The organism is Flavobacterium agricola, from assembly GCF_025919725.1.
In the GTDB taxonomy this organism is placed as follows: Bacteria; Bacteroidota; Bacteroidia; order Flavobacteriales; family Flavobacteriaceae; genus Flavobacterium; species Flavobacterium agricola.
This window is the reverse complement of the sequence record NZ_CP081495.1, coordinates 2133537-2151579: the sequence shown is the minus strand read 5'-3', so window position 1 is coordinate 2151579 and position 18043 is coordinate 2133537. Positions and strand designations below refer to the sequence as shown.

At 34.1% G+C, this 18043-nt stretch carries 14 protein-coding genes and 1 pseudogene; 8 read left to right on the top strand and 7 right to left on the bottom strand.

The genetic code is table 11. The features are described 5' to 3' along the window. Positions 1 to 3: 3 nt before the first annotated feature. From K5I29_RS10680 to K5I29_RS10670, 3 genes are all read right to left on the bottom strand, one after another. Positions 4 to 1701: a DUF6909 family protein gene (locus K5I29_RS10680; RefSeq protein ID WP_264433214.1), complete on the bottom strand. Its 1698-nt coding sequence runs from the start codon at positions 1699 to 1701 to the stop codon at positions 4 to 6. 98 nt (positions 1702 to 1799) lie between these two features. Further along, positions 1800 to 3281, bottom strand: a complete 1482-nt coding sequence (locus tag K5I29_RS10675; RefSeq protein ID WP_264433213.1) for a GH3 auxin-responsive promoter family protein — start codon at positions 3279 to 3281, stop codon at positions 1800 to 1802. Between the two features lie 8 nt (positions 3282 to 3289). Further along, on the bottom strand, positions 3290 to 3763 hold the full coding sequence (locus tag K5I29_RS10670) for a peptidase (protein WP_264433210.1): 474 nt from the start codon (positions 3761 to 3763) through the stop codon (positions 3290 to 3292). Positions 3764 to 3952: 189 nt separating this feature from the next. Here K5I29_RS10670 and K5I29_RS10665 point away from each other — a divergent pair, with 189 nt between their 5' ends. Continuing rightward, complete coding sequence (locus tag K5I29_RS10665; protein WP_264433207.1) at positions 3953 to 4141, top strand: Sec-independent protein translocase subunit TatA/TatB; 189 nt, start codon at positions 3953 to 3955, stop codon at positions 4139 to 4141. Between the two features lie 37 nt (positions 4142 to 4178). On the opposite strand, the gene K5I29_RS10660 is transcribed toward K5I29_RS10665, so the two are convergent. From K5I29_RS10660 to K5I29_RS10645, 4 genes and pseudogenes are all read right to left on the bottom strand, one after another. Next, entirely contained in the window at positions 4179 to 5306 is a 1128-nt protein-coding gene (locus tag K5I29_RS10660) for a TlpA disulfide reductase family protein (RefSeq protein WP_264433206.1), read from the bottom strand. 296 nt (positions 5307 to 5602) lie between these two features. Further along, positions 5603 to 7643 (bottom strand): annotated as a pseudogene (feoB, locus tag K5I29_RS10655) (ferrous iron transport protein B). Positions 7644 to 7647: 4 nt separating this feature from the next. After that, positions 7648 to 7872, bottom strand: a complete 225-nt coding sequence (locus tag K5I29_RS10650) for a FeoA family protein (protein WP_264433204.1) — start codon at positions 7870 to 7872, stop codon at positions 7648 to 7650. Between the two features lie 65 nt (positions 7873 to 7937). Continuing rightward, complete coding sequence (locus K5I29_RS10645; RefSeq protein ID WP_264433203.1) at positions 7938 to 8612, bottom strand: SCO family protein; 675 nt, start codon at positions 8610 to 8612, stop codon at positions 7938 to 7940. Between the two features lie 159 nt (positions 8613 to 8771). Between K5I29_RS10645 and K5I29_RS10640 the strand changes: the two genes are divergently transcribed. From K5I29_RS10640 to K5I29_RS10610, 7 genes are all read left to right on the top strand, one after another. Beyond that, a complete protein-coding gene (locus K5I29_RS10640) occupies positions 8772 to 10865 on the top strand; it encodes a M13 family metallopeptidase (RefSeq protein WP_264433201.1) in 2094 nt (697 codons plus the stop codon). Between the two features lie 212 nt (positions 10866 to 11077). Then, the gene (gene ricT / locus K5I29_RS10635) at positions 11078 to 12523 is read left to right on the top strand and encodes a PSP1 domain-containing protein (RefSeq protein WP_264433200.1); all 1446 of its coding nucleotides are present in this window, start codon (positions 11078 to 11080) and stop codon (positions 12521 to 12523) included. Beyond that, positions 12507 to 13013, top strand: a complete 507-nt coding sequence (locus K5I29_RS10630; protein ID WP_394358568.1) for a gliding motility lipoprotein GldH — start codon at positions 12507 to 12509, stop codon at positions 13011 to 13013. The genes ricT and K5I29_RS10630 overlap by 17 nt, the downstream gene beginning before the upstream one ends. Further along, positions 13006 to 15354 carry a penicillin-binding protein 1A gene (locus K5I29_RS10625; protein ID WP_264433198.1) on the top strand — a complete coding sequence of 783 codons (2349 nt, stop codon included), beginning with the start codon at positions 13006 to 13008 and terminating at the stop codon, positions 15352 to 15354. The genes K5I29_RS10630 and K5I29_RS10625 overlap by 8 nt, the downstream gene beginning before the upstream one ends. A gap of 66 nt (positions 15355 to 15420) precedes the next feature. Continuing rightward, complete coding sequence (locus K5I29_RS10620) at positions 15421 to 16122, top strand: CoA transferase subunit A (RefSeq protein WP_264433197.1); 702 nt, start codon at positions 15421 to 15423, stop codon at positions 16120 to 16122. A gap of 7 nt (positions 16123 to 16129) precedes the next feature. Continuing rightward, positions 16130 to 16786 carry a CoA transferase subunit B gene (locus tag K5I29_RS10615; RefSeq protein ID WP_264433195.1) on the top strand — a complete coding sequence of 219 codons (657 nt, stop codon included), beginning with the start codon at positions 16130 to 16132 and terminating at the stop codon, positions 16784 to 16786. Positions 16787 to 16804: 18 nt separating this feature from the next. Then, on the top strand, positions 16805 to 18004 hold the full coding sequence (locus K5I29_RS10610; protein ID WP_264433193.1) for an AI-2E family transporter: 1200 nt from the start codon (positions 16805 to 16807) through the stop codon (positions 18002 to 18004). Positions 18005 to 18043: the final 39 nt, after the last annotated feature.

Below are 18043 nucleotides of genomic sequence, written 5' to 3'. Positions count from 1 at the left end.
AGTTTACTTAACGTTAAATATTTGTTCTAAAATTTTTATTGTAATTAAATACGTAGGCTTAACACCGGTTGTACCTAAACCACCAGATGCTAATGTACTACCGGTTTCAAGCGGATTATCTGATGCATAATATGCATAGCGTACTTTTACATTTGGATTAATTGATTTTCTAATTTTTGAAGCCGATTGAATTGCTTTTTGATAATAAGCACCTTCCATTTCTAAACCAATTACGCCCCATGTTGAATCATGGAAGAACTTTAAAAGATCTTTATTTTGTAATGAAGTTCCTAAAACGGTTACCATTGGTCCAGCAAAAACAGGAATATCATTGCCTTCAAACATTTCTGCCGAAAGTTCATTAGTAAATGGATAATTATCTGCTGTACCTTCGTTAATATGTGCAGATGGAATCATAATATCACCTTTGCCACCAACTAAAATACCAGCTTTCCCCATAATAGAAACCGATTCAACATTTAAGTAAACTTTATCTGCATCTTCATCTTCACTTAACTTATAAGGCTTTAATAACTCATCAATAGTTTCAAAAGCTTGTTCGCCAAAGGCATAATCCATAACAACAATTACTGGTGCTTCACCATTAATTTTTGCCGTTGGGAACGATGATTGCTTCCAATCAATTTTTGCAGTATCAAAAATCTGAACGTCAATGTTTGTACCAGAATGATCGGGTAGCGAAATCATACCGTGTTGCAACGCAAATTCGGTTACTATGTTTCGTAATTCTTTATTTTCGGACTTACTTAGTTCTTCAAAAATAATGAATTCGTTTTGGTTTTTAAACTGATTTTTTAACAAATAAGTTGAGAAAAGCGAATTCATAACGCTGTGCATATTCGCACTAATAATATGAATTGGACGATGCAATAAACCGTTTGATGCTAAGGTTTCTTTAATATTATTTGCCCAAATTTCGCCATAAATATGATGGCCTAAGCGTTCTCTTAAAATAGGACTAAATGTAATGGTACGTTTGTCGTTATCAAGCGTTTCTTCAATAGCTAATTTACCTAACCAGTAAATAATATGTAAAAAACGATCAGGAGCTTCGGTAGTTGCAAATCCGTTATAAATATCTAAAATTTCGGCAAAGCTGCGACCTAAAATATTAGATGCATGAGAAATTGCAATTTCGCGTTCGGTTTGTGTTAATTTTCTATCTAATAAGGCAGCTTGCTCTAATTTTAACCAATCCCGAGAAACTTTACCTTCATCTAATAAAACACGATTCATTATTTTATGAGATTCGATGAAAATGAATGTAAGATGCGTTAAAATGTCATAAATATCAGAACGACCGCGCGTGATTTCAATATTCATTTGTTCATCATCAATACGGTAACAATTTCTTCTACGTTTAGGCGGAACAATTGCTTTAAAGTGCGAACGCGAATAACCTTCGTCAGAAGTTAAGTTAATATATCTACATTCTTCTATTCCAATAGGTAAGCGTTCAATAACATATAATAAGCCATTAAGCTCAACCTTTTCGTCGGCAATAGAACCGTAAATTTCTGGACGTAAAGACAATAAAGCTTCACGTAAGGTTTCGCCAGATACTCCCATGGGTTTATAAAAACCACGGTTAAATAAATGGCGCATAGTAATGTACAGTCTTTCAATAGCTGCTGAAGACTCTTGCGCTCTTGAGCGCGAAATATTCTTGATTTCTTTCATAATTCTTGTGCTTTTACAAATATAATCTTTATTGCATAAGATTAAAATGTTTACTAAATATTTAAGGCGTTGGCTTGTAATTAATGTGAATTGTTAATTTATTTTGATACAAAAAAATCAGCAATTTTACGATCATTAGCTAACCTTGGCAATTTATTTTGCCCACCTAATTTTCCTTGTGATTTCATATATTCTTGAAATCCGTTTTTTTCTATTTTTTGAATAACAAGTTTGCGTAATACGTTTCCTGCTATTAAATCATCGTAGTAAACGTTTTGTTTGCGCATTTCATTGTCTAAATCTTCAGAAAAAGCCTGTAAGTTTTCGGGTTCTTTTTCAAATTCAATCAGCCATTCGTGGTATGGTAATCCTTCGTATGGTGTAATTTGTGGTGCAACCGTAAATTCAGTTATTTGCGCCCGATGTTTGTTTACAACCAATTGCAGCGCGGTTTCAACTTCTTTAGCAATAACATGTTCGCCAAAGGCAGATATAAAATGTTTGATGCGCCCCGTAACCCTAATTTTAAACGGATGTAATGAGGTAAATTCAACCGTATCACCAATATTGTAGGCCCATAAACCGGCATTTGTACTGATAATTATGGCATAATTTACTCCAAGTTCAACATTTGCAATTGTATAACGAGTTGGGTTTTCAGTAAAAAATTCGTCTGCTTTTATAAATTCATAAAATATGCCTGCATTTAACAATAGTAACATGCCGTTATCTTTTTGCGAATTTTGGTAGGCAAAAAATCCTTCTGATGCTGGGTAAAGTTCAATAGCATCAACCTTGCGACCAATTAAACCTTCAAACTTTTGGCGATAAGGTTCGTAGTTTACCCCACCGTAAACAAAAAGATTAAAGTTTTTAAAAATTTGCCCAACAGGTTTGTTTGCCTTTTCAATTAACTTTTCAAAATACATTTGTACCCAAGACGGAATACCCGAAATTAACGTCATGTTTAACGGTAAAGTTTCGTTTACAATCGCATCAACTTTTGTTTCCCAATCTTCAATGCAATTGATATCCCAACTAGGCATGCGGTTTTTTTGCAAATAATCAGGAACAAAATGCGCAACAATGCCTGATAAACGACCTAATTTTATGCCGTTTTTTTCATCTAAAATTGGGCTGCCTTGTAAAAAAATCATTTTTCCAGAAACAAAATCTGACTTTCCGGTTTCATGAATATAAGCCAATAAAGCATTTCGTGCTGCATCAATATGATACGGCATCGATTCTTTAGTTAATGGAATGTATTTTGCTCCCGATGTTGTACCCGATGTTTTGGCTAAATACAAAGGTTTGTTTGGCCATAAAATGTTGGGCTGACCGGCTACCATTTTATCTATGTACAGACGTAAAGCTTCGTAATCACGAACAGGAACTTTAGCTTGAAAATCTGCAATGGTTTGTATGTTTTTAAAATCATGATCGGTACCAAACTCCGTATTTTGAGCTTGTTTTAGTAATGATTTGAAAACGTTGTTTTGGGTTTCAATAGGATTGGTTATCCATTTATTTTCTTTACGATGAATATAGCTGGCAAAAAGCTTGGCTAAAAATGCTTTCATGGAATGGGTTATTTCGATTCTGTTTTTTCCTTCAATTCTTCTCTTAAATTCAATTCGGCTTCGGTTGTTTCTAACTTTAAGTCAGGTAAGTTTTCGCTTTCGGCTTTGATGATTGAATCGATGTTGATTTTTGCGTATTCTAAATCGCCGCTTAATACTTTTCTGATAGAATTAATATAAGCGTTGTTGTAATTAATAACTTGTTCTAACGAATCGGCCTTGGTTGCTAAATCAACCGATTTAGCTCTTAAATCGCCAGATGAATATCCTGGAATATATTCGCGAATGGGGGTGAAAACTATTAATGCGGCTGTAAAGGACATTAATATTAATGAGGAAAAAGATAAAAGGACAAATACATTTAGCAAGCTTAAGCGCATGGATAAAACTTCCTCAAACGAATCTTCATTTAATAAAATGATTCTAAATTTCTCTATAAAAGCTTTTTTATATCGGGTTGCTTTTTTAAGTTTCTTTGTCATTTTAATTTATTTACAAATATAAGTATTTAATTTTGTTATTCCTTTTGTTTTTGCATTACTAAATTTATAATAAATGCGTACAAATTAGTATGTTAAATGTGAATTATTTTTAAAATAATATGCTTTACTCAATTTTTATATTTATTTTTGTTGCACAAAATTTGTTTATTAAAGTTTAAAATATAAGTTATGGGTAAGTTTGGAGCAACTGAAATTATTTTAATAATTGCTGTAGTTTTATTACTTTTTGGAGGTAAAAAAATTCCAGAATTAATGAAAGGCCTTGGAAACGGGATTAAAGAATTTAAAAATGCTACGAAAGAAGAAGGAGCAAAAGCAGATTCTAAAAAAGACGAAGATAAATCTGAATCAAAATAATAAACAAAAAGTCAAACCTAGGTTTGACTTTTTTTATTTACAATAGCTCAGCAATTTTTTTGCGTAGCTCATCTGTTTTTAAATCTTTCGCAATAATCTTTCCGTTTGCATCGATTAAAAACGTTGCAGGAATTTCTTTAATGCCCAATTTTTTAACTATCGGATCGTCCCATTGTTTTAGGTTAGATATTTGTGGCCAAGTTAACTTATCTTTTTTAATAGCTTTTTCCCAGCTATCTTTATTTTTATCTAACGAAACGCCAATAATTTGTAATCCGCTGTCTTTATAATCTTTATACAACTTAACCAAGTTTGGGTTTTCTACTCGGCAAGGCGGGCACCATGAAGCCCAAAAATCTACAATGGTAACTTTGCCTAAGTTTTTATAAATAGATAAGCTTTCGTCGGTTGGTGAATTGGCTATAAAATCAGGAAAGGTTGCACCAATGCTTGTGTCTGCCAAAGCATTTTCTGGGTTGTAAAAATCTGCCAAACGTTTACCCAAGGTTGCATTTTTTAAATCTGCAGAAAAATCATTAAAAATAGCTTTAGCTTCTGGAAACGTATAAACGCCTTGTTTGGTAAGTTTTTCTAGTAAAACTAAAGAAACATAAGCTGTTTTATTAGTTGCAACAAATTCTTTATTAAAGTTGTTGTATGCTTCGTGCAGTTTCTGATTTTTTGTGTTTAAGTTTTGCAACAAATCTAAGTTACCTTGTTTTTGCGCATCAATTAATTTTTGATGATTTTCGCGCTCAAACAATTTAATATCATCAATATACGCGTTGGCTTTGTTTGTATATTCTTGGTGTTTGTTGTTGTTATATGTACCGCTAATTTGGTTGTTATGAAAATTTTGGCTGTCAAAATTTACTTCAATAACCCCGGCTTCTGTAATAAAAGAAATTAGTTTTTTATGATCACCAAATTGTAGGTAGTTTTCAGTTATTTCGTCAGGATTTAATGCCAAAGTAAATTTGCCATTTTTTATAATACTCGAATCTATAGAAACCAATTGCATGGTGCTCGGAACGCTTTCTTTAAGATAAACGTATGCTCCGTCCGGAATGCCCGTAACTTGGCCAACTATTTTTGTTGTAGGTTCATTATTACAGCTAACGATGAATAATACTAAAACTATAAAACCTAAATTTTTTTTCATCATTTTTAATCTTACTATTATACAACAAATTTAACATTAATTAATTAATATTTTCTGATAAATATCAAAATTAAAGGACTGTTTTTTTGTTGTGCTATTTTGAAAGTTAAACAACGGAAATTGTTTTAAAAATAAGCCTTCAATTTTTAAAATTGAAGGCTTTATTTGTTAACTACAACCGCAGTTTGTACCACAATTGTTGTCGTTTTTTTTTTTTTAAAAAAGTATTTGTAAATAATATACACAACCGTTACGCCAACAATTATGTACGTTAAAATAGTTTGTGTATCCATACTACATTATTTTAAAAGTTGATAAGCTATAAATGCTACGATATAAGCAAAAGCTGTCATACCAATAGCTTGGTAAGCGGTCCATTTTATAGAATTGGTTTCGCGTCGGGTAATTGCAATGGTTGACATACATTGCATAGCAAAAGAATAAAATAATAGTAATGAAACTCCTGTAGCTACTGTAAATACCGGTGTGCCATCTGGGCGTTTTTCATTCATCATTACATCTTTAATCAAGGTAAAATCTTCATCTTCTCCGTGGCTACCAATGTTGTAAATGGTTGCTAAGGTTCCTACAAAAACTTCGCGAGCTGAGAATGAAGTGATAACGGCAATTCCAATCTTCCAATCATATCCTAAAGGTGCAACCACAGGCTCTATAATTTTACCTAAATGGCCCATGTATGAATTTTCTAGCTGAAATGCTGCAATTTTATCTTGCAATTCATCTTCTTCTATTTGTGCAGCCTGATATTGTTCGGTAATAATTTGTTCGGCATTATCAAAAGTTGAGGTTCCGTGCGTTCCTAAAAACCACAATAATATTGATAATGGAACAATAATTCTACCTGCTCCAAAAACAAACGCTTTTGTTTTATCTACTACATTGTAAAAAATATTTTTAACAGTTGGTTTTCTGTATTCTGGCATTTCGGCAATAAAATAACTTTTATGCTTGGTTTTAATTACTTTACTTAAAATCCAACCTGATAATATAGCCGCTAAAAAACCTAAAATATATAGTAAAATCATGGTAATTGCTTGCCAAGAAATAAACCCGAAAGCATTGGTATCTGGAATTACGATTGAAATAATAATTACATAAACCGGAATACGTGCCGAACAGGTTGTAAACGGAGTAATTAACATGGTAATTAATCGCTCTTTGCTATCTTCAATATTACGGGCTGACATAATTGCTGGAATAGCACAAGCAGTTCCTGAAATTAATGGTACAATTGATTTTCCGTTTAACCCGAATGGGCGCATCAAACGGTCCATTAAAAATACCACGCGGCTCATGTATCCTGATTCTTCTAAAATAGAAATGAACATGAATAAAATGGCAATTTGCGGTATAAAAACTACTACCCCATTAATACCGGCAATTAATCCGTCGGTTATTAAATCGGTAAGTTTACCAGCAGGTAAAACATCTTTTAACCAATCGTTTAAAGCTGCAAATCCGCCATCAATCCAATCCATTGGTACGGCTGCCCATTCAAAAATAGATTGGAATACCAATAACATGATAGCGAAAAATATAACGTAGCCCCAGAATTTGTGAGTTAAAATGGCATCCAACTTAAATCGTAAACCGGTTGCTTTGCTAGTATCTTTAATATAAGCTCCTTTTAACGCTTCGGCAATTAACTGATAGCGCTTAACTGTTTCAAAATGTTGAATTTTTTTAATTTCTCGATCTTGTTCTGCAGTATTGGTGTTGTTTTGCGTAATAACCAACCAATCCTGATAATTTTTACAAAATAAATTTTGTGTAGGTAAGCTGCTAAAATTAAAAATCGGTTCGGTAGAAAGGTTTTGGTAATTTTTAATCGCTTGCTTTACTTCGGCAATGCCGTTATTGGCTTTTGCAGAAAATAAAACAACTTTAGTATCTAAATTTTTTTCTAACGCGTACATCAATAAAAATTCCGTTTGCCTGCATTCTATCAGCCATATTAATGGCAATAATGGTAGGGAAACCTAAATCTTTAATTTGGGTATATAAAAGTAAGTTACGTTTTAAATTATCTACTTCTGCAACTAATAAAACAACATCGGGTCTGTCTGGGTTAGATTTGTTTAATAAAATATTTAGCGCCATTTCCTCGTCAACCGATGTTGGGTTGATGGAATAAGTACCGGGAAGGTCAATAATTTGTGCTTTGGTTTGTTCGTCAATAACGGTTTGACCAATTTTCTTTTCAACTGTAATTCCTGGGTAATTACCTACTTTTTGCTTTAATCCGGTTAATAAGTTAAAAATAGATGTTTTACCTACGTTCGGATTCCCAACTAAAGCTACTTTAATTGTACTACTCATTATATTATTTGGTTTCAACAGAAATGTTTATTGCTAATTCTTTTCTAATACTTAAATAGGTGTCGTTTATTTTTAAGTAAATAGGGCATCCTAAAATTGATTTTTTAATAATAGTAACTTCGCTGCCCGGAAAGCATCCCATTTCAATTAACTTTAATGGAATTATTTTATCATCAAAATCTGAAATGATTCCCTTTTGATTAACTGATAATGTATCAAGCGTTTTCATTTTTATTTAGATTAAATTTAAGCTATCGTTTATGGTAAAAAAATTTAGAAACTTACATTTCTAAATTAATTTCTTTCTTTCAAAATTTTTATATCCTGTATCAAACGGTGCATATCGTCCATGCTTGTTCCGTCGTAAAAACCGCGAACCCGTTTTTTCTTATCAACTAAAACAAAGTTTTCGGTATGAACCATATCATATAATTCGCTTGGATCACCGGTTTTAACTGCTAAGTACGATTTTCTGGCAATATAGTAAATATCTTCTTTTTTACCGGTAACCATATTCCACTTTTTGTCATCCACTCCTTTTTCAAGGGCATAAGCTTTTAAAACTTCTGGCGTATCAATTTCTGGTGTTACACTGTGCGATAAAATTTTAACATCGTCCATATCGGCAATTTGCTGTTGTACCCATGTCATATTATCGGTCATAATCGGACAAATGGTTTGACAAGTGGTAAAAAAGAAATCAGCTATATATATAGTGTTGTCATAATCGGCATTGGTAACAAGTTCTCCGTTTTGGTTGGTAAACTCAAAATCAGCAATTTGATGCATTTTTTTATTTGCTATGTGCTGTATGGTAGAATCTACCATTTCTGGGTTAACCATGCTAGGCGTATAAATTGGGAGCTGCTTTTTAGGGCTTAGTGCGTTGTAAAATAAAGCTAAAATAATAGCTGATAAAACAAACATCACTAAAAAAAACAACCTGTATCTTTTAAGTAACTCGATCATTTTTAATTATTATTAGCTACAAAAATACAAAACGGAATTGAAAATCAGGTTAAAACTTATTTAAATGATGTTATTGTAGCGAATTACTTTGTTAAATTTTGATAAAAATATTTTTACTTGGTTATATTTGTTAAAACTAATTTCAATTTAACATAAGCTATGAATAAAAAATTATTTGTATTATCAGCGGCAATTTTAGCCATGGTAAGCTGTAATTCTTCTAAAAAAGCTACTGCAGATGCCCCTGCTCAGGTGGTAGAGCAACCGGCGCAAGCTAAAGAAGGACGCGGCATTAACTTAAATTTTATGGATACCAGCGTTAAGCCAGGTGACGATTTTTTTAGATACGTAAACGGAACTTGGGTAGATAATACTGAAATTCCTGCTGATCGTTCGCGTTGGGGAAGTTTTGATGAATTACGCCAAAATACAGATATTGATGCTTTAAATATTTTAAAAGCTGCTGTTGCTAACGGTGATTTAGATCCGAATTCGGACGAAGCAAAAGCGGTAGCTATGTACTTAACATTTTTAGATTTTGATGCACGTAATGCTGCAGGTATTGCTCCAATTGAATCGCAATTGGCTCAAATCAACAAAATTAAAAACGTAAAAGATGTTAATGCATTAATTCGCAGCTCAGTTAAAACAGGTGGATTAGGGTTTTATGGTATTTACGTAGGTCCAGATGCAAAAGATTCTAACAAAAACGTAGTTACAATCGGTCCAGGAAGTTTAGGTTTACCTGATCGTGATTATTACGTGGCACAAGATTCAGATTCGAAAGAAAAACGCGAAAAATATGTTGCACACGTTTCTAGAATGTTACAATTTTTAAACATTCCAAAAGCAGAAGCAGACAAGCAAGCTAAACAAGTTTTAGCGATTGAAACTAAAATGGCTGAATCACGTTTAGACCGTGTAGAACGTCGTGATCGTAGAAATACATATAATCCAATGACGGTGGTTGAATTACAAAAATTAACTCCATCTGTAAATTGGACAGAATATATTGCAGCGACCGGACTAACAAACGTAGATCAGGTGGTTGTTTCTATGCCAAAATACATGAAATCTTTAGATCAGGTTTTCAAAAAATCATCTATCGATGAAATTAAGGCATATATGCGTTGGACATTAATTAACAAATCTTCTGGCGTTTTAACTACTGAAATTGATGATGCAAACTTCGATTTTTATAGCAAAACATTACAAGGTGCTGTAGCGCAACGTCCTGACGAAGAAAGAGCGTTAATGGTTGTTAACGGAACTGTAGGTGAAGCTTTAGGTAAGCTTTACGTACAAGAAAAATTCCCGGCAGAAGCTAAGGAAAAAGCGAAAGATATGATTGCGCACGTTATGTTAGCTTTTGAAAATCGTATCAACAACTTACCTTGGATGACGCCAGCAACACGCCAAGGTGCAATAGAAAAATTAAACAAGTTTAATGTAAAAATTGGTTATCCTGACCAGTGGAAAGATTATTCTAAATTAACTGTTGCAAAACCAGAAAATGGCGGAACATATTATGATAATATGAATAACATTTCTGAATGGAGATTTACAGAAATGATTAACGATTACGGTAAACCGGTTGATAAAACACGTTGGGGCATGTCACCACAAACGGTAAATGCATATTTTAACCCATCGTACAACGAAATTGTTTTCCCTGCAGCTATTTTACAACCTCCGTTTTACGATTATAAAGCAGATGAAGCTGTAAACTACGGTGGAATTGGAGCTGTTATTGGTCACGAAATTTCTCACGGATTTGATGATTCAGGTTCTCGTTACAACTCACATGGTAACTTAGAAAACTGGTGGACAGAAAACGATTTAAAACAATTTACACAATTAGGGGGCGATTTAGCTAATCAATATTCTCAATTAGAACCATTACCAGGTATTTTTGTTGATGGTAAATTTACTTTAGGTGAAAATATTGGAGATTTAGGTGGAGTTAATGCTGCTTACGACGGATTACAAATTTTCTTGAAAGAAAACGGAAATCCTGGTTTAATTGATGGCTTTACGCCAGAACAACGCTTCTTTATTTCTTGGGCTACTATTTGGAGAACAAAAGCAAGAGATGAAGCAATTAAAAACCAAGTTAAAACAGATCCGCACTCTCCAGGTATGTACCGTGCTTATGTTCCGTTACAAAACGTGGACGTTTGGTATGAAGCGTTTGATATTACTGATACAGACAAATTATACGTAGCACCAGAAAACCGAGTGAAAATCTGGTAAAACATTTACTTATAAAGCATTAAAAAAGGCAACGATTTAATCGTTGCCTTTTTTGTTTTTGCTATAAAATGAGTACTTTAAATAAAATTTAAGAATTTAATTAAAGGCTTTATCAAATATTTTGACAATACTATTTTAAAAAATAATATCTTTACAGATAAAATTTTTTTTGAATCGTAGAGGAAATTACCTCGATCTATATATACTTTCTTATGGCATGTACTAGTTGTGCTACAAAGAGTTCTGACGGAACTCCGCGTGGCTGTAAAAATAATGGAACTTGTGGAACTGATAGTTGCAACAAGTTAACGGTATTCGATTGGTTATCGAATATGTCAACTCCAAACGGACAAGCAACCTTTAATTGTGTTGAGGTACGTTTTAAAAACGGTAGAAAAGATTTTTACCGCAACCACGAAAATTTATCTTTAGCAATTGGCGATATTGTTGCAACCGAAATAACTTCTGGACACGATATCGGAATTGTAACTTTAACCGGAGAATTGGTTAAAGTACAAATGAAGAAAAAAGGTGTTAATCCTGATGGCGAAGTTTTAAAAATATACCGCAAAGCAACTCAAAAAGATATTGATATTTGGCAAGAAGTTCGCGACCGCGAAGAACCAATGAAGGTGCGTGCCCGTGAACTTGCAATTAACTTGCAGCTGGAAATGAAAATTTCGGATATCGAATTTCAAGGCGACGGATCTAAAGCAACATTTTATTACACCGCAAACGATCGTGTAGATTTTAGACAATTAATTAAAGATTTTGCTCGCGAATTCAGTATTCGTATCGAAATGAAACAAGTTGGATTTCGTCAAGAAGCTGCTCGTTTAGGCGGTATCGGATCTTGTGGTAGAGAATTATGTTGTTCTACGTGGTTAACCGATTTTAGATCGGTAAATACTGCGGCAGCACGTTACCAACAATTGTCGTTAAATCCTCAAAAGTTGGCGGGACAATGTGGTAAATTAAAATGCTGTTTAAATTACGAATTAGATACATACTTGGATGCACTTCAAGATTTTCCGCCAATGGAAACCAAATTGTATACCGAAAAAGGCGAAGCTGTTTGTCAAAAAATAGATATTTTTAAACATTTAATGTGGTTTTCGTACATATCCAATTCGGCACAATGGTACGTTTTATCTGTAGATCAGGTAAATGAAATCATTCAAATAAATAAAGCGGATAAGGTTATTGCATCCATCGAAGATTATGCAGACGATAATATTGTTGCTCCTGTAGATTTGTTTGAAAATGCAGTTGGACAAGATGCAATTACGCGTTTTGATCAGCCTAAAAAGAAAGGAAAACCTTCTTCTCGTAAAAAACGTCCATCTGAAAAAGATGCTGCAAAACCAGCTAACGATCGTGAACGTACGGATAAATACAGACCTGCTCGTTCCAACAATAAAACAGAGCGTGGCCCAAAACCAGAAAGAGCGGATAAACCTGCGCGTACTGAAAAACCAAAGCAGCCCAACAAACAACCTGTTGTAAAGCAAGAGCCAAAAGCTGAAAATACTGCTGGGCAAACTGAAGGACAGCCTGCAGCTGCAAAGCCTAAAAATAATAACAGACGTAAAAACTTTAACCGAACTAAAAAAGAAAATCCTAATTCGCAAAAGCCAAATAATGATGCTAAAGAATAAAACTTTCTCATTTATTTTTGCGGTATTGTTCGTGTTTTGTTTCGCATCGTGCGATAAACACTTTGTTTACGACCAATACCAACAAACCAACGGAACATGGGAGGCCAACAATCCGTTTGTTTTTGAATACGAAGCTTTAGATACGCTTACGCCGTACAATTATTTTATTAATTTACGTGTAAATAAAGATTTTCCGTACAATAATTTATTTTTAATTGTTGAAACAGAATTACCAAGTCAAAAAACACTTATAGATACGGTTCAATACCTAATGGCAGCGCCAGATGGCGAATTATTAGGCAATGGTTTTTCTGACGTAAAAGAAAGTAAACTTTGGTTTAAAGAGCAGGTTCCTTTTACTGAAAAAGGCTTACATAAAATTAAAATTTCTCAAGCCGTTCGCGAACTTGGCAAGGTTAATGGTGTACAAGAATTAAAAGGAATAACCGAAGTAGGTTTTAGAATTGAAAAAATAGATAATAATGACTAAAAATACCAAAAAAACCAAGGATAAATCTTTTAAAGGTTTAGTAGCCAAGTTCTGGCTTGTTTTTCTTGCAGGTATTGCTGCGATTTTCTTATTCTTTTTGTTGGCAAGTTGGGGCGTTTTTGGTGCCATGCCAACGTTTGATCAGTTAGAAAATCCGAATTCAAACCAAGCGACCGAAATTTACTCGGACGATAATAAAGTAATTGGTAAATTTTACCTAGAAAACCGTGTAAACGTTAAGTTTGACGATTTACCACCACATTTGGTTAATGCTTTAGTTGCTACCGAAGATGAACGTTTTTACACGCATTCAGGAATTGATGCGCGCGGAACCCTACGTGCTGTTTCAACCTTAGGGCAATCCGGTGGTGCAAGTACAATTTCTCAGCAGTTAGCTAAGTTATTGTTTCATGGTGAAGGAGATAAAAACATTATAAAACGTGTTGCTCAAAAGGTAAAAGAATGGATTATTGCTACCAAATTAGAACGTCAATATACCAAGCAAGAAATTATTGCAATGTATTTAAATCGTGCGGATTTTGTTAATAATGCAGTAGGAATTCGTTCGGCAGCTCAAGTTTATTTAGGAAAAAATCTTGAAGATATTTCTATTGATGAAGCTGCTATGTTTGTTGGAATGTTAAAAAACCCAGCGCTTTTTAATCCAAATCGTCGTCCTGAAAAGGTTTTAGAACGTCGTAACGTAGTTTTAAACCAAATGGTTAAAAACGGTTATTTAACAAAAGATCAGGCTGAAACGGAAAAGCAAAAACCGCTATCTTTAAACTTTAGAGTAGAAAGCCATAATGAAGGAAATGCTACGTATTTTAGAGAATATTTACGTGAAGAGCTTAGCCAGTGGGTAAAAAACAATAAAAAAGCAGATGGTACGCATTATGACATATATAGAGATGGATTAAAAATATATACTACTGTAGATTCTAGAATGCAGCAATACGCTGAAGAAGCTGTTGTACAACATTTATCTAACTTGCAAGAGCAATTCTTTATAGAACAAGCTAATAATAAAATGGCTCCGTTTAATAAAGTAACTCAGGCTGAGGTTGATCGAATTATGGAGCGCTCGATGCGTAATTCTGACCGATGGAAACAAATGGCTCAGAAAGGCATTCCTGAAGAAAAAATTAGAGCATCTTTCTTAGTTAAAACTCCAATGCGTGTTTTTGCTTGGGAGAAAAACTTTGCTGACGGTAATTTTGATTTAGCCAAAATGAAGAATTATAAAGACACCATTATGACACCTTTAGATTCTATTCGTTATCACAAGCACTTTTTGCAAACCGGATTAATGGCTATGGATCCAACAACGGGTAATGTAAAAGCTTGGGTTGGTGGTATTGATTATAAGCATTTTCAGTACGATCACGTAGGTCAAGGTGCTCGTCAGGTAGGTTCAGTTTTTAAACCGTTTGTTTATGCTGCAGCTTTTGAACAAAAAGAACTTTCGCCTTGTGATAGTATTTTAGATGCACCATTTACTATGCCAAAAGGAAAATGGGGTATAGAAAAAGCTTGGAGTCCAACCAATGCAAGCCGCACGCACAAAGGAATGATGACCTACAAATATGCATTAGCAAACTCAATCAATACTGTTTCTGCTAAGTTAATGGATATGATTGGGCCTAATGAAGTGATAGATTTAACTCGCCAATTGGGTGTAACAACAGATATTCCGGCGCAACCTGCTATTGCTTTAGGAGCGGTTGATATTACCGTGAATGAAATGGTTGGCGCATTTAGTACGTTTGCCAATAAAGGGGTGCATATTAAACCAAGAATTATTGACCGAATTGTTGATAAAAATGGAGTGGTTATTTACCGTAATACTCCAGAAATTAACGAGGTTATGTCTGAAGAAAAAGCATATGTTATTTTAAAATTGCTTGAAGGTGTTACCGAATCTGGAACCGGTACAAGATTACGTTACGGAACTGGTGGCCCAGCTTACAAACGCGTAACCGGCTTACCTTATAAGTTTACTAATAAAATTGCTGGTAAAACAGGTACATCACAAAATAATTCTGACGGATGGTTTATTGGTATGGTTCCTAATTTAGCAACCGGAATTTGGGTTGGTAATGATGACAGAGCCGCAAACTTTAAGAAAACAACTTACGGACAAGGAGCAACCATGGCATTACCAATTTGGGGGCTATTTATGCAAAAATGTTATGCAGATCCAACCTTAAATGTTTCTAAAGGAGAATTTGAAAGACCAAGAATTGTACGCACCAAAATTGATTGTTCGGTACCGGTTGTTACCGCCTCCGATTCAACTTCGGTGGTACCTGCATCTTCAACAAATGAATTTGATTTCTAATAAAGTAAAACACCTTTTTTAAAAGGTGTTTTTTTTATATATTTAGTTTACTTTAAAACTAAAATTATGATTACTAAAAAGGTTAATAATGTAGCAGAAGCATTAGAAGGCGTGACAGACGGCATGACGTTAATGGTTGGCGGATTTGGCTTAAGCGGAATCCCAGAAAATGCCATTGCTGAATTGGTTAATCGCAACATAAAACAATTAACCTGTATTTCTAACAACGCCGGCGTTGATGATTTTGGTTTGGGCTTGCTACTACAAGGCCGACAAATAAAAAAAATGATTGCCTCGTACGTGGGTGAAAATAAATTGTTTGAACGTCAAATGCTGTCGGGTGAATTGGAGGTTGAATTAACTCCGCAAGGAACTTTAGCCGAAAAATGTAGAGCGGCACAAAACGGAATTCCTGCTTTTTATACGCCGGCAGGTTACGGAACTGAAATTGCCGAAGGCAAAGAAGTACGCGAATTTAATGGTAAAAAATATATTTTAGAAGAAGCCTTTCAGGCTGATTTTGCTTTTGTAAAAGCATGGCGCGGCGACGAAGCTGGTAATTTAATTTTTAAAGGTACAGCACGTAATTTTAATGCTTGTATGGCTGGCGCTGCTAAAATAACGGTTGCCGAGGTTGAAGAACTGGTTCCGTTAGGAACGCTCGATCCCAATCAAATTCACATTCCTGGGGTTTTTGTTAAACGTATTTTTCAGGGCGAAAACTACGAAAAACGTATAGAAAATGTAACGGTACGAACGCGTAAATAAGTAAAATATGGCTTTAGATAAAATAGGTATTGCAAAACGAATAGCTCAAGAACTTAAAGATGGTTATTATGTAAACTTAGGTATTGGTATTCCAACCTTAGTTGCCAATTACGTACCTCAAAATATGAATGTCGAATTTCAGAGTGAAAATGGCGTTTTAGGCATGGGGCCGTTTCCTTTTGAAGGAGAAGAGGATGCCGATGTAATAAATGCCGGAAAACAAACCATTACTACCCTACCTGGCGCTTCTTTTTTTGATTCGGCTTTAAGTTTCGGAATGATTCGTTCCCAACAAATCGATTTAACTATTTTAGGAGCAATGGAAGTTTCTGAAAACGGCGATATTGCAAATTGGAAAATTCCGGGTAAAATGGTTAAAGGCATGGGGGGTGCTATGGATTTGGTTGCTTCAGCTCAAAACATTATTGTTGCTATGATGCATGTAAATAAAGAAGGCGAATCAAAAGTTCTTAAAAAATGTACCTTACCTTTAACCGGTGTAAACTGCGTTAAAAAAATTGTAACCGAATTGGCTGTAATGGATGTTACCCCAAACGGATTGCGATTAATAGAACGTGCGCCGGGTATTTCGGTAGAACAAATACTACAAGCCACCGAAGCGCGTTTACTTGTAGAAGGAGAAATACCAGAAATGAACATTTAAGCATGAATCCGTGTGATTATGAATAAAACAGAATTTATAACCTTACCTTTTCTTGTCAAGCTAACTTGTATTTTAGTTAGTTTGTATTTTATTTTTTACATCAGTATTGTTGGTCAGGCTGTTTGGGTACCTTTATTTTTAAGTTTTTTGGTTGCAACCTTATTGTTGCCATTAGCTAATTTTTTAGAAAATAAAGTTCGTATTCCACGCCTAATTACTTCACTGCTTGCGCCAATTATTTTTGCTCTAATAGTTGTTGGTGTTTTGTATTTTTTGGGTTTGCAAATGATTCAGTTTAAAAATGATATTCCTGGGTTTAAAAATCAAATAACTGACTTGTTTCATTCTTTGCAAGTGTTTATTTATGAGCATTTTGGGATTGATGAATACCAACAATTGCATTATATTAATAATAATGCCGAATCTACCCTTAAAAAAAGTACATCAATAGTTGGTCAATTGGTTTTTTCATTAACTGCGATTTTAACATCCTCAGCGTTCGTATTTTTATATACCTTTTTTATTTTGCTTTATCGCAGGCATTTATTAAAGTTTGTGGTTTGGTGTTTTAAACCACAGCATAAATCAAACATTAAGTTTGTGTCTTCTCAAATTAAAAGTATTGTAAAGCAGTATTTGGTTGGGCTATCTATTCAAATAACTTGTGTTACAACGTTGTTGTTTATTGCATTCAGCATAATTGGTATTAATTACGCGTTTTTGTTTGCTGCCTTGTGCGGAATTTTAAATTTAATACCTTATATCGGTATTTTTTCTGCAACGGTATTGGCTTCGTTAGTAACATTGGCAACCGGAACGCCTATTCATGCGCTTTGGGTAATTGTTTCGGTTATTGTTGTTAACTCGATTGATGGTAATATTATTACGCCTAAAGTAATTGGATCTAAAGTGCAGCTAAACTCATTCTTAGTATTTTTTGGATTGATTGTAGCCGAAAGTTTATGGGGCATTGCCGGAATGTTTTTGGCTATTCCTTTATTAGCCATTACCAAAATTATTTTTGATAATGTAGAAGGGTTAATTCCTTTCGGATTTTTATTGGGCGAAGAACAAGTTGATACACCTGAATTTGATGCGTTATATAACAATAAAGATGTTTTGCCATCTCCAGATCAAGGTATTATTCAACACACAGAAATACAGGATGAAACAACATCAGAATTAGAAAATAAATTTGATAACAAAAAGGAAGAATAAAGAAAGGCATCTAATTTAGATGCCTTTTTGTTTACTTGT